The 12,947-nt window shown below is 65.8% G+C and carries 9 protein-coding genes and 1 tRNA gene; 4 read left to right on the forward strand and 6 right to left on the reverse strand.

Going from position 1 to position 12,947, the window contains the following annotated elements; genetic code table 11:
* Positions 1-10: 10 nt before the first annotated feature.
* From yidD to ABS767_RS11060, 4 genes are all read right to left on the reverse strand, one after another.
* A complete protein-coding gene (gene yidD, locus ABS767_RS11045; RefSeq protein ID WP_408078399.1) occupies positions 11-223 on the reverse strand; it encodes a membrane protein insertion efficiency factor YidD in 213 nt (70 codons plus the stop codon).
* The gene (rnpA, locus tag ABS767_RS11050; protein ID WP_408078400.1) at positions 220-537 is read right to left on the reverse strand and encodes a ribonuclease P protein component; all 318 of its coding nucleotides are present in this window, start codon (positions 535-537) and stop codon (positions 220-222) included. The genes yidD and rnpA overlap by 4 nt, the downstream gene beginning before the upstream one ends.
* A gap of 92 nt (positions 538-629) precedes the next feature.
* Positions 630-764, reverse strand: a complete 135-nt coding sequence (gene rpmH / locus ABS767_RS11055) for a 50S ribosomal protein L34 (RefSeq protein WP_044332822.1) — start codon at positions 762-764, stop codon at positions 630-632.
* 87 nt (positions 765-851) lie between these two features.
* Complete coding sequence (locus ABS767_RS11060; RefSeq protein ID WP_408078401.1) at positions 852-1,112, reverse strand: hypothetical protein; 261 nt, start codon at positions 1,110-1,112, stop codon at positions 852-854.
* Between the two features lie 128 nt (positions 1,113-1,240).
* On the opposite strand from ABS767_RS11060, the gene ABS767_RS11065 reads away from it, so the two are divergent.
* From ABS767_RS11065 to ABS767_RS11075, 3 genes are read left to right on the forward strand one after another with little or no spacing between them, the layout of a single operon-like run.
* The gene (locus ABS767_RS11065) at positions 1,241-2,749 is read left to right on the forward strand and encodes a YifB family Mg chelatase-like AAA ATPase (RefSeq protein ID WP_408078402.1); all 1,509 of its coding nucleotides are present in this window, start codon (positions 1,241-1,243) and stop codon (positions 2,747-2,749) included.
* Between the two features lie 22 nt (positions 2,750-2,771).
* A complete protein-coding gene (locus tag ABS767_RS11070) occupies positions 2,772-3,485 on the forward strand; it encodes a hypothetical protein (protein WP_408078403.1) in 714 nt (237 codons plus the stop codon).
* Positions 3,482-3,967 carry a DUF2846 domain-containing protein gene (locus tag ABS767_RS11075; RefSeq protein WP_408078404.1) on the forward strand — a complete coding sequence of 162 codons (486 nt, stop codon included), beginning with the start codon at positions 3,482-3,484 and terminating at the stop codon, positions 3,965-3,967. Before ABS767_RS11070 ends, ABS767_RS11075 begins: the two co-directional genes overlap by 4 nt.
* A gap of 88 nt (positions 3,968-4,055) precedes the next feature.
* On the opposite strand, the gene rpoC is transcribed toward ABS767_RS11075, so the two are convergent.
* Positions 4,056-8,333: a DNA-directed RNA polymerase subunit beta' gene (rpoC, locus tag ABS767_RS11080; protein WP_408078405.1), complete on the reverse strand. Its 4,278-nt coding sequence runs from the start codon at positions 8,331-8,333 to the stop codon at positions 4,056-4,058.
* Between the two features lie 84 nt (positions 8,334-8,417).
* Complete coding sequence (rpoB, locus tag ABS767_RS11085) at positions 8,418-12,563, reverse strand: DNA-directed RNA polymerase subunit beta (protein ID WP_408078406.1); 4,146 nt, start codon at positions 12,561-12,563, stop codon at positions 8,418-8,420.
* A gap of 293 nt (positions 12,564-12,856) precedes the next feature.
* Between rpoB and ABS767_RS11090 the strand changes: the two genes are divergently transcribed.
* Positions 12,857-12,940 (forward strand) — tRNA-Leu (locus ABS767_RS11090).
* Positions 12,941-12,947 lie beyond the last annotated feature (7 nt).

Raw genomic sequence — 12,947 nt, forward strand, 5'->3', positions numbered from 1 at the left:
GTTCAGGAACTCAGGGCACGGGATCATAGCCATGCCCACCCCATGGATGGCAGCGAAGGATGCGCCGCAGCGCGAGCCATCCGCCCTTGAGCGCCCCATAGCGGGAGAGCGCCTCGATTGCATAGGCCGAACAGCTGGGTGCGAACCGGCAACTGGGCGGCAGGACGCGCGACGGGCCGATCTGCCAGCCGCGCGCGATGAGAATGAGGATGCGGGCGATCATCGGCGCAGTTTCGCCAGCGCCTTGACCAGTTCGGCCTTGAGCGCGGCATAGTCCCGCTCGATCCCGCTGGCGCGGCCGATCAGGACATGGTCGGCGCCCGCAATACCTTCGACCGGGAGGACGGCGCGCGCCAGTTCGCGAAAGCGGCGCTTCATGCGGTTGCGGATCACGGCATTGCCGACCTTCTTCGACACGGTGATGCCGATTCGCATCGTTGCGTCATCGTCGCCGCGCCGACGCACAAGCAGGACGAAGCCCGGCATCGGCGCACGCTTTCCGGCGTTGGCGGCAAGATAGTCCCGGCGTACCGTCATCCGCGCGAGCTGGGGAGGGGGCGAACGCAAACAGCCCGCCTCCTCGTCCGAGGAAACGGGCTGGTCCGGCACCAGCGATGCTGGAGTCAGGCTTACGCGCTCAGCTTGTTGCGGCCGCGGGCGCGGCGGGCGCGAATCACATTGCGGCCGCCGGGGGTCGCCATGCGCGCGCGGAAGCCGTGCCGGCGCGCTCGCACCAGGTTGCTCGGCTGAAAGGTCCGCTTCATCGCTCATTCCCTGAAATCTAGAAACTAAAATGGCCGCCGCGGGGGCGACCGTGTGAAGGGGGCCGTTAGCCAACGCAGCCGGCAAAGTCAATTCGTCGCGAGCTTTTTCGCGGCTTCACGGCGGCGCTTGGCGCTGCCACGCGCCAGAATTCGATCGATGAACGCGCCGACGCGCGGCCATTGCGCCTTCGCCCGCACGAATCGGTGCCGTGCCCAGCGCGAATTGCGCAGGATCAGGATCAGACCGAACGCTGCGATCACCGTTCCGCCCGGTCCCGGCAGCGGCGACGCGAGCGGTGCCACGATGAAGAACAGCAGCACTCCGATCGTCAGCAGCGCGATTCTCACAAAAGGATGTGGCTTGGGTCGCATGCTAGTGAGATGGGGCCGTGTGTTGGCGATGCAAGACGCCGCTGCGATGAACCGTTCCCCTCCAGCGAAAAACCGGTACAACCGGGCGAACAAAAGGGGGGCATATGGTCGCGAGCGTGTCGACGGTGGCGTATCTGGGGTTGGAAGCCCGCAGCGTCGAGGTCCAGTGCAATCTCGTCCCCGGCCTGCCCAAGTTCATGATCGTCGGCCTGCCCGACAAGGCGGTGGCGGAAAGCCGCGAGCGGGTGCGCGCGGCGATGGCGGCGATCGGGCTCGCCATGCCGCCCAAGCATATCGTGCTCAACCTCTCGCCCGCCGACCTGCCCAAGGAAGGATCGCATTTCGACCTGCCGATCGCGCTGGCGTTGCTGGCGGCGATGGGGGTGACCGATGCCGAGGCGCTGGCGGACTATGTCGTGGTCGGCGAACTGGCACTGGATGGTCGCATTGCGCCATCGCCCGGGGTGCTGCTCGCCGCGCTGCATGCGGCGGGGGAGGGGAAGGGGCTGATCTGCCCCGCCGCGCAGGGGGCGGAGGCCGCATGGGCCGGAACTGGCGCCGTGCTGGCTGCACCCGACCTGATCGGTCTGCTCAATCACCTCAAGGGCCAGCAACTGCTCGGCCAGCCCGAACCGGGCGAGGCCGACGCGCCCGGCTTCGGCCCCGACCTGCGCCAGGTGAAGGGGCAGGAAACCGCCAAGCGCGCACTGGAGATCGCCGCCGCGGGCGGCCACAACATGCTGATGGTCGGTCCTCCGGGCGCGGGCAAGTCGCTGATGGCGAGCTGCCTGCCGGGCATTCTGCCCCCGCTCGATGCCGCGGAGGCGCTGGAGGTGTCCATGGTCGCCAGTGTCGCCGGCACGCTGGAGGGCGGGCGGCTGACGCGCACGCGGCCGTTCCGCAGTCCGCATCACAGCGCGTCGATGGCGGCGCTGACCGGCGGCGGGCTGAAGGTCAAGCCGGGCGAGGTCAGCCTCGCGCATCTCGGCGTGTTGTTCCTCGACGAATTGCCCGAATTTCAGCGCGCCGTGCTTGATTCGCTGCGCCAGCCGCTGGAGGCGGGGGTGGTCAGCGTCGCACGCGCGAACGCGCATGTGACCTTTCCGGCGCGCGTTCAGCTGGTCGCGGCGATGAACCCGTGCCGCTGCGGGCATCTCGGCGATCCGGCGCTGGCCTGCGCGCGTGCGCCGCGCTGTGCTGCGGACTATCAGGCCAAGGTGTCGGGCCCGCTGCTCGACCGCATCGACCTGCATGTCGAGGTACAGCCGGTCACCGCCGCAGATCTGGTACTGCCCCCGCCCGCGGAGGGCTCGGCCGAGGTCGCTGCACGGGTTGCGGCGGCGCGATCGGTCCAGCGCGATCGCTTTGGACCGGATGGCCCGCGCACCAATGCCGAAGCCGACGGCCCGGTCCTCGACATGGCGGCCACCCCGGACGAACCCGGGCGCAAGCTGCTCGCGCAGGCGGCGGAAGCGATGCGGATGAGCGCGCGCGGCTACACGCGCGTGCTGCGCGTCGCGCGTACGATCGCCGATCTGGCAGGCGTGGAGACGGTCGGCCGCATCCATGTCGCCGAAGCGCTGAGCTACCGCCGACAGGCACCGCGCAGCTGATCGGCGGGGCGCGCCGGCGGGCGTGAAACGCCCGGTTCGCGGCCCATTGCCATTGGCGAAATCCCGCCATAATCATCTGAAAACGGGGGGATTGATGGGCTGGGACATGGTCGCCGTCTTGGGGGCGGCGCTGATCGCGATGCCGGGCGTTCAGGACGGGGAGTCGCGATCCGACACTCCTTCAGCGCCCGAAACGATTCCAGCCGACGCGCCGTCGCTGCCGCTGCGGATCGCCGCCCAGACTCTCGTGATCGTCGAAATAGCGGAGCCGCTCAGTTCCCGGTCTGCGGTGGTCGGTCAGCGCTTCGCCATCACGCTCGCCGAACCGATCGTGGACGCGGGCGGGCAGGTGGTGATTCGCGCCGGGACCACGGGCGAGGGCGAGGTGATCCATGCCCGAAAGGCCGGCTTTGCTGGCAAGGCGGGCGAACTGATCGTCGCCGCCCGCTTTCTGCGCTGCGGCGCCACCGAAATCCCCCTGGGCCGGTTCAAGTTCGGGCTGGCGGGCGATGACCACAGCAAGGCGGTCGGCGTGGCGAGTTCGGCGGTAGCAGGTGCGTCGGTCGTCGCGCCGGTGGCGGGAGTCGCCTCGGTCGTCGCGTTCGTGATCAAGGGCGGCCAGATCGAGGTTCCGGTCGGGGCTCGCGGCAACGCCAGGCTCAAGGCCGATTTGGAGATGACGAAGGAAGCCGTCGCCGAGTGTGGCACGGCCGTTGTGAAGCAGGGGGAATTATGAGGAAGAAGCTGTTCGCGGCCGCGCTCGTGCTGAGTGTGGCGGCGCCGGTCGCTGCCGTGGTGGCGATGCCGGGCGATGATGCGCCGCTGGTCACCAAGTCTGGCCCGCTCGGCGCGCCGGAGGCGGGCACCGGGCAGGTCGTGTTCTACCGGCCGGGGTCGCTGATGGGCGCCGCGCTGGGATGCACGGTGCGCGAGGGCGATACGCAGATCGCACGCCTGGGTTCGGGAAAATTCTACGCAGTTTCGGTCGCGCCGGGCGTTCATACCTACAACACCCGTGGCGAGGCGAAGGACGAAATCCGGCTCGAGGTCGAGGCCGACGAAACCTATTTCGTGCGCTGTAACATCGGCATGGGCGTCATGGCGGGCCGTGCGAACCTGTCCCCGTCCGACCGCGAGGCCTTCGCGAAGAAGGCAAAGGGTCTGAAGATGTGGGAACCGAAGGACGACCCGGAAGAGAAGGAGCCGAAGGCCGAATAGGCCGTCGCTTCAGCCGGCATGAAAAAGGCCGCCGTCCGGGCTTCGGACGGCGGCCTTATCATGTCTGCGCCGCGCGGGGCGCGGGCGATTATTCCTCGTTGAGGTAATCGCCCGCGGCCGCGTCGCTGCCGTCGCCCGACGTTTCGACCTTCTCCAGCGCGTCGCTGGTGACCATCGCGTCGATCGGGTCCTGCGCCAGCTCGGCGGCGTGCTCTTCCGCCGCCGAGTTCGGCGCGATCAGCGCTTCCTGCAGCTTGCGCTGCTGGGCGCGGAGCGCGACGTCGCGGCTCGTGGCCGCGATGCGCATCCGGTTCATGCCCGCGCCGGTACCGGCGGGGATGAGACGGCCGACGATCACGTTCTCCTTGAGGCCGATCAGCGTGTCCTGCTTGCCCTGGACCGCCGCCTCGGTGAGGACGCGGGTGGTCTCCTGGAACGACGCCGCCGAGATGAAGCTGCGGGTCTGCAGCGACGCCTTGGTGATGCCGAGCAGGACGGGCTTGCCCTGTGCCGGCGCCTGACCCGGCTCCAGCTTGCTGTTCTGATCGTCCATCTCGTCGCGATCGACCTGTTCGCCCGCCAGCAGCGTGGTGTCGCCGCCGTCGGTGATCTCGACCTTCTGCAGCATCTGGCGAACGATCACCTCGATGTGTTTGTCGTTGATCTTCACGCCCTGGAGTCGATAGACTTCCTGGATTTCCGCGACGAGATATTCCGCCAGCGGCTCGATGCCGAGCACTTCGAGGATGTCGTGCGGATCGGGCGAGCCGCCGATCAGGTTGTCGCCACGCTTGACGTAGTCGCCTTCCTGAACGTCGATCACCTTCGACTTCGGAACCAGATACTCGACGACCTCGCCGCCATCCTCGGGCTGGATGCCGATCTTGCGCTTCGCCTTGTAATCCTTGCCGAACACCACGCGGCCCGAGACCTTCGCGATGATCGCGTTCTCCTTGGGCTTGCGCGCCTCGAACAGCTCGGCGACGCGCGGCAGACCGCCGGTGATGTCACGCGTCTTTGCGCTCTCGCGGCTGACGCGTGCCAGGACGTCGCCGCCCTGAACCGTCGCGCCGTCCTCGACGCTGATCACCGCACCCGGCGCCAGCATGTAGCGCGCGGCCTCGCCTTCGCCTTCGCCGGTGAGGGTCAGGCGCGGACGCAGGTCTTCCTTCTTCGCTGCGGCACCGCGGTTCTCGACCACGACGCGCTGGGCGATGCCCGTCGCTTCGTCGACCTGCTCGGCCAGCGTCTTGCCGTCGATCAGGTCCTGATACTTCACGACGCCGCCGGTTTCCGTGATTACCGGCATGGTGAACGGATCCCACTCCGCCATGCGGTCGCCCTTGCTGACGATGTGACCATCGTCGAACATGACGTACGCGCCGTACGGAATGCGGTGCACCGCGAGTTCGCGGCCATCATCGTCCAGGATCGCGATCTCACCCGAACGGGCGAGAACCACGCGGCGGCCGCGCTGGTCGGTGATCAGGCGCAGGTCGCGGAATTCGACCGTGCCGTCCACAGGGGCTTCGAGGTTCGACTGCTCGTTGAGCTGAGCCGCGCCGCCGATGTGGAAGGTACGCATCGTCAGCTGCGTGCCCGGCTCACCGATCGACTGCGCCGCGATCACGCCGACTGCTTCGCCGATGTTCACCGGCGTACCGCGGGCGAGGTCACGCCCGTAGCACTTGGCGCACACGCCGATCTTGGCTTCGCAGACGAGCGGCGAGCGGATCTTCATGCCCTGAACGCCCAGCGCCTCGATCTGCGCGATCATCGGCTCGTCCAGCAGCGTGCCGGTCGGGATCGCCACGTCGCCGCTCTTGGGATCGACCACGTCCTCGGCCGTGGTGCGGCCCAGGATGCGCTCGCCCAGCGACGCGATGACGCTGCCGCCCTGCACGATCGCCTTCATCTCCAGCGCGCGCTCGGTCCCGCAATCCTGCTCCATCACGACGCAGTCCTGCGACACGTCGACCAGGCGGCGGGTGAGGTAACCCGAGTTCGCGGTCTTCAACGCCGTATCCGCGAGGCCCTTGCGGGCGCCGTGGGTCGAGTTGAAGTATTCAAGGACGGTCAGGCCTTCCTTGAAGTTCGAGATGATCGGCGTTTCGATGATCTCGCCCGACGGCTTGGCCATCAGGCCGCGCATGCCGGCCAGCTGCTTGATCTGCGCCGCCGAACCACGCGCACCGGAATGCGCCATCATGTAGATCGCATTGGCGGGCTTTTCACGGCCGGTTGCCGCGTCGACCTTCACCGACTTGATCTCGTCCATCATGGCGGCCGCCACCACGTCGCCGCAACGGCTCCAGGCGTCGATCACCTTGTTGTACTTCTCCTGCTGCGTGATCAGGCCGTCCTGATACTGCTGTTCGAAGTCCTTCACGAGGGTGCGGGTCTCGTCGACCGTCGCTTCCTTCGACGCCGGGATGATCATGTCGTCCTTACCGAACGAGATGCCCGCCTTGAACGCGTGGCGGAAGCCGAGCGCCATGATCGCGTCGGCGAACAGGACGGTCTCCTTCTGGCCGGTGTGGCGATAGACCTCGTCGATCACGTCGCCCACGTCCTTCTTCGTCAGCAGGCGGTTGACGACGTCGAACGGCACCTTGTGCGACTTCGGCAGGCACTCGCCGAGCAGCATGCGGCCCGGGGTGGTCTCGAACCGCTTCATATAGGTGTTGCCGTCCTCGTCCGTCTGCGGGACGCGGCTGGTAATCTTGGTGTGCAGCGTCACCGCACCGTTGAACAGCGCCTGGTGCACTTCGGCCATGTCGCCGAGCACCATGCCCTGGCCCGGCTCGCCTTCCTTCTCCATCGAGAGATAGTAGAGGCCCAGCACCATGTCCTGCGACGGCACGATGATCGGCTTGCCGTTCGCGGGGCTGAGGATGTTGTTGGTCGACATCATCAGCACGCGCGCTTCCAGCTGCGCCTCGAGGCTCAGCGGAACGTGAACGGCCATCTGGTCACCGTCGAAGTCAGCATTGAACGCCGAGCAGACCAGCGGGTGCAGCTGGATTGCCTTGCCCTCGATCAGCACCGGCTCGAACGCCTGGATGCCCAGACGGTGAAGCGTCGGTGCGCGGTTGAGCAGGACCGGGTGCTCGCGAATGACTTCGTCGAGGATGTCCCAGACTTCCTTGCGCTCCTTCTCGACCCACTTCTTCGCCTGCTTGAGGGTCATCGACAGACCCTTGGCGTCGAGGCGCGCGTAGATGAAAGGCTTGAACAGCTCGAGCGCCATCTTCTTCGGCAGGCCGCACTGGTGCAGCTTGAGCTCCGGACCGGTCACGATGACCGAACGACCCGAATAGTCGACGCGCTTGCCGAGCAGGTTCTGGCGGAAGCGACCCTGCTTGCCCTTGAGCATGTCGGACAGTGACTTGAGCGGACGCTTGTTCGCACCGGTGATGGTGCGACCGCGGCGGCCGTTGTCGAACAGCGCGTCGACGGCTTCCTGCAGCATGCGCTTTTCGTTGCGGACGATGATGTCCGGCGCGCGCAGCTCCATCAGCCGCTTGAGGCGGTTGTTCCGGTTGATCACGCGGCGATACAGATCGTTGAGATCCGAGGTCGCGAAGCGGCCGCCGTCCAGCGGCACCAGCGGACGCAGTTCGGGCGGGATGACCGGAACGACGTCGAGGATCATCCATTCGGGGCGGTTGCCCGATTCCAGGAAGCTCTCGACGACCTTCAGCCGCTTGATGATCTTCTTGGGCTTCAGCTCCGACTTGGTCGTCGCCAGCTCTTCAAGCAGCGTGCGCTTCTCACCCTCGAGGTCGAGGTCCATGAGCATGATCTTGACCGCTTCCGCGCCGATGCCGGCGGAGAAGGCGTCCTCGCCATATTCGTCCTGCGCGTCGAGCAGCTCGTCCTCGGTCAGCAGCTGGAACTTCTCCAGCGGCGTCAGGCCCGGCTCGGTGACGATGTAGGACTCGAAATACAGCACGCGCTCGAGCTGCTTGAGCTGCATGTCGAGCAGCAGGCCGATGCGCGAGGGCAGCGACTTGAGGAACCAGATGTGCGCGACCGGGGCGGCGAGCTCGATATGGCCCATGCGCTCGCGGCGGACCTTCGAGACCGTGACCTCGACGCCGCACTTTTCGCAGACGATGCCCTTGTACTTCATGCGCTTGTACTTGCCGCACAGGCACTCGTAATCCTTGATCGGACCGAAGATGCGCGCGCAGAACAGGCCGTCACGCTCGGGCTTGAACGTGCGATAGTTGATCGTCTCGGGCTTCTTGATCTCGCCGAACGACCACGAACGGATGCGGTCAGGCGACGCGATGCCGATCTGGATCTGGTCGAAGGTCTCCGGCTTGGCCACCGGGTTCGCGAAGTTGGTCAGTTCGTTCATATTCTTTCGTCCCTCTAGAGGGTCAATCTTTCCGGGCGGGGAGGGGACGGAGCACCGGTTTTGTAAACCGATGCTCCAAATCCCTTATTCCGCCGCCTCGGCCAGGTCGTCGCCGTCTTCCATCGACTTGAGTTCGACGTTGAGGCCCAGCGAGCGCATTTCCTTGACGAGCACGTTGAAGCTCTCGGGGATGCCGGCCTCGAACGTATCGTCACCCTTGACGATCGCCTCATAGACCTTGGTGCGGCCGACAACGTCGTCGGACTTCACCGTCAGCATTTCCTGCAGCGTATAGGCAGCGCCATACGCCTGCAGTGCCCAGACCTCCATCTCACCGAAGCGCTGGCCGCCGAACTGTGCCTTGCCGCCCAGCGGCTGCTGGGTGACGAGGCTGTACGGCCCGATCGAACGCGCGTGGATCTTGTCGTCGACAAGGTGGTGCAGCTTGAGCACGTATTTGTACCCAACCGTCACCTTGCGATCGAACATGTCGCCGGTGCGTCCGTCGAACAGATCGACCTGACCACTCTCGTCGAGGCCCGCCAGCTTCAGCATTGCCGACACATCCGATTCGACCGCGCCGTCGAACACCGGAGTGCCCATCGGAACGCCGGCACGGACATTCTGCGCCAGCTCGACCAGCGACGCAGTGTCGCGGCGCTCGATGTCGTCGGCATAGTTGTCGCCATAGACTTCCTTGAGCAGCGCCTTGACCGCTTCCGGCGGCTGGCCGGCCTCGGGGTTCGGGTTCGCTTCGCGCCATGCGTCGAGCGCATCGCCGATCCTGGCGCCGAGGCCGCGTGCGGCCCAGCCCAGATGCGTCTCGAAGATCTGCCCGACATTCATGCGCGACGGCACGCCCAGCGGGTTGAGCACGAAGTCGACCGGGGTCCCGTCCTCGAGGAACGGCATGTCCTCCTGCGGCAGGATGCGGCTGATGATGCCCTTGTTGCCGTGACGGCCAGCCATTTTGTCGCCCGGCTGCAGCTTGCGCTTCACCGCGACGAACACCTTGACCATCTTCAGCACGCCCGGCGGCAGCTCGTCGCCCCGCTCCAGCTTCTCGCGGCGATCCTCGAACTTGTCCTTGATGCGCTTGACGGCCTCGTCATACTGACCCTTGACGGTCTCGAGATCGCCCTGGACCTTGTCGTCGGCAACGGCGAACTTCCACCATTCGTGGCGGTCGACGCTGTCGAGCAGATCCTCGTCGATCACCGAGCCCTTCTTCAGGCCCTTCGGTACGCCGGTCGCGGTCTGGCCGAGCAGCATCTCCTTGAGGCGCGACCAGGTCGCACGGTTGAGGATGTTGCGCTCGTCGTCCGAGTCCTTCTTCAGGCGCTCGATCTCCTCGCGCTCGATCGCCATCGCGCGCTCGTCCTTGTCGATGCCGTGGCGGTTGAAGACGCGCACGTCGACGACCGTCCCGGTGACGCCAGGCGGCAGGCGGAGCGAGGTGTCGCGCACGTCGCTGGCCTTCTCACCGAAGATCGCGCGGAGCAGCTTCTCTTCCGGCGTCATCGGGCTTTCGCCCTTCGGCGTGATCTTGCCGACCAGGATGTCGCCCGGCTCGACCTCGGCGCCGATGTACACGATGCCCGCCTCGTCGAGGTTGCGCAGCGCTTCCTCGCCGACGTTGGGGATGTCGCGGGTGATGTCCTCCGGCCCCAGCTTGGTGTCGCGGGCCATGACCTCGAACTCGTCGATATGGATCGACGTGAACACGTCGTCCTTCACGATCCGCTCGCTGATCAGGATCGAGTCCTCATAATTGTAGCCGTTCCAGGGCATGAACGCGACGAGCACGTTGCGGCCCAGCGCCAGTTCGCCGAACTCGGTCGACGGGCCGTCGGCGATGATGTCGCCCGCGCTGACCAGCTCGCCCACCTTCACCAGGGGACGCTGGTTGATGCAGGTCGACTGGTTCGAACGCTCGAACTTCATCAGCGTGTAGATGTCCACGCCGCTCTCTTCCGCCGAGACCTCACCGGTCGCGCGGATGACGATGCGGCTGGCATCGACCTGGTCGACGATGCCGGCGCGCTTGGCCGAGATCGCCGCGCCCGAATCGCGCGCCACGGTCTCTTCCATGCCGGTGCCGACGAACGGCGCCTCGGCCTTGACCAGCGGCACCGCCTGGCGCTGCATGTTCGAGCCCATGAGCGCGCGGTTGGCGTCGTCATTTTCAAGGAACGGGATCAGCGAAGCCGCGACCGACACCAGCTGCTTCGGGCTGACGTCCATCAGCGTGACCGTTTCGGGCAGCGCCATCAGGAATTCGCCGGCCTGACGCGCAGAGACCAGATCTTCGGTGAAGCGGCCATCGGCATCGGTTTCGGCCGACGCCTGCGCGATGGTGTGCTTCGCCTCTTCCATCGCCGACAGATAGACGACCTCGTTGGTCACCTTGCGGTCCTGCACCTTGCGGTACGGGGTTTCGATGAAACCGTATTTGTTGACGCGGCTGAACGTGGCCAGGCTGTTGATCAGACCGATGTTCGGGCCTTCCGGCGTCTCGATCGGGCAGATACGGCCATAGTGCGTCGGATGGACGTCGCGGACTTCGAAGCCCGCGCGCTCACGCGTCAGACCACCCGGGCCAAGCGCCGAAACGCGACGCTTGTGCGTCACTTCGGAGAGCGGATTGGTCTGGTCCATGAACTGCGACAGCTGCGACGAACCGAAGAACTCGCGCACCGCGGCGACCGCGGGCTTCGCGTTGATCAGGTCGTTCGGCATGACGGTCGACACGTCGACCGACGACATGCGCTCCTTCACTGCACGCTCCATGCGCAGCAGGCCGACGCGATACTGGTTTTCCAGCAGCTCGCCCACCGAACGCACGCGGCGGTTGCCGAGATTGTCGATGTCGTCGACTTCGCCCTTGCCGTCCTTGAGGTCGACCAGCGTCTTGACGACGGCCAGAATGTCCTCGGTGCGCAGCGTGGTCACCGTGTCCTCGGCATCGAGGTCGAGACGCATGTTCAGCTTGACGCGGCCCACGGCCGACAGGTCGTAGCGCTCCGGATCGAAGAACAGCCCGCCGAACAGCGATTCCGCCGTCTCCAGCGTCGGCGGCTCGCCGGGGCGCATCACGCGATAGATGTCCGACAGCGCCTGCTCGCGCTCCTCGGCCTTGTCGACCTTGAGCGTGTTGCGGATCCACGGACCGGTCGAGATATGGTCGATGTCGAGCAGCTCGATGCGCTCGATCCCGGCCTTGTCCAGTTTCTCGAGATTCTCGGCCGACACCTCGTCGCCCGCCTCGATATAGATCTCGCCGGTCGACTCGTTGATCAGGTCGAACGCGCTATAGCGGCCGAAGATTTCCTCGGTCGGGATCAGCAGCGTCTCGAGACCGTCCTTGCCCGCCTTGTTGGCGGCGCGCGGGCTGATCTTCTGGCCTGCGGGGAAGATCACTTCGCCCGACTTGGCGTCGACGATGTCGAACATCGGCTTGGCGCCGCGCCAGTTCTCCGGCGCGAACGGAATCTGCCAGCCACCCGGACCGCGCACATAGGTGACGGTGTTGTAGAAGTGGTTGAGGATATCCTCGCTGCTCAGGCCCAGCGCATACAGCAGCGTCGTGACCGGCAGCTTGCGCTTGCGGTCGATACGGACGTTGACGATGTCCTTGGCGTCGAACTCGAAGTCGAGCCACGACCCGCGATAGGGGATTACGCGCGCGGCGAACAGATACTTGCCCGATGCGTGCGTCTTGCCGCGGTCATGGTCGAACAGCACGCCCGGCGAACGGTGCATCTGCGACACGATGACGCGCTCGGTGCCGTTGATGAAGAAGGTGCCGTTGCCCGTCATCAGGGGCATGTCGCCCATGTAGACGTCCTGCTCCTTGATATCGAGGACCGAGCGGGCATCCGTATCGGGATCGACCTCGAACACGATCAGGCGCAGCGTCACGCGCATCGGGGCGGCATAGGTGATGCCGCGCTGACGGCATTCCTCGACGTCGAACTTCGGCGCTTCGAGCTCATAGGTCACGAAGTCGAGTTCGGCCGTTCCGGCGAAGTCGCGGATCGGGAACACGCTGCGCAGCGTCTTCTCGAGTCCGGAGACATAGCCGATCGACGGATCGCTCCGCAGGAACTGTTCGTAGGATTCGCGCTGAACCTCGATCAGGTTCGGCATCTGCACCACTTCGTGGATGTCGCCGAACACCTTGCGGATGCGGCGCTTTGCGGTGCCGCTTTCGATCGCCTTGGTTGCCATATGCTGTTTTCGCCTTTTCAGCCTGAATTTCGACCCGGGTACCGCCGGGGCAGGCACGCATAGCGACGCCAAAAGGGCCGAGCGCTTCCATCCGTCTGCAACGGGGAAATACTCAGCCTCTCAAGCGTCTATGGTTCCCGGCGGTCCATTCGTCCGGTGCGCTGCGCGACGGCACACCATTTCCCGACCGTTCGGGTAGAGCGGCGATATAGGCACGGGAGGGGGCGGTGTCAAACCGACGCGCTTAAGTGCTTGCCGTTGCCGGAGGCTTGGTCTAGCCAGCCTCGCTCGCTGCCCCTGTGGCGAAATGGTAGACGCAGTCGACTCAAAATCGACCGCCGAAAGGCATGCTGGTTCGAGTCCGGCCAGGGGCACCAGAGCTTC

Origin of the sequence: Sphingomonas plantiphila (assembly GCF_046000505.1) — a bacterium.
Classification (GTDB): Bacteria; Pseudomonadota; Alphaproteobacteria; order Sphingomonadales; family Sphingomonadaceae; genus Sphingomonas; species Sphingomonas plantiphila.

What these genes read in the sequence shown, in the direction of transcription:
- yidD (WP_408078399.1), bottom strand. Translation starts at nt 223, where the DNA reads ATGATCGCCCGCATCCTCATTCTCATCGCGCGCGGCTGGCAGATCGGC.
- rpoC (WP_408078405.1), bottom strand. Translation starts at nt 8,333, where the DNA reads ATGAACGAACTGACCAACTTCGCGAACCCGGTGGCCAAGCCGGAGACC.
- rpoB (WP_408078406.1), bottom strand. Translation starts at nt 12,563, where the DNA reads ATGGCAACCAAGGCGATCGAAAGCGGCACCGCAAAGCGCCGCATCCGC.
- ABS767_RS11075 (WP_408078404.1), top strand. Translation starts at nt 3,482, where the DNA reads ATGAGGAAGAAGCTGTTCGCGGCCGCGCTCGTGCTGAGTGTGGCGGCG.
- rpmH (WP_044332822.1), bottom strand. Translation starts at nt 764, where the DNA reads ATGAAGCGGACCTTTCAGCCGAGCAACCTGGTGCGAGCGCGCCGGCAC.
- ABS767_RS11065 (WP_408078402.1), top strand. Translation starts at nt 1,241, where the DNA reads ATGGTCGCGAGCGTGTCGACGGTGGCGTATCTGGGGTTGGAAGCCCGC.
- rnpA (WP_408078400.1), bottom strand. Translation starts at nt 537, where the DNA reads ATGACGGTACGCCGGGACTATCTTGCCGCCAACGCCGGAAAGCGTGCG.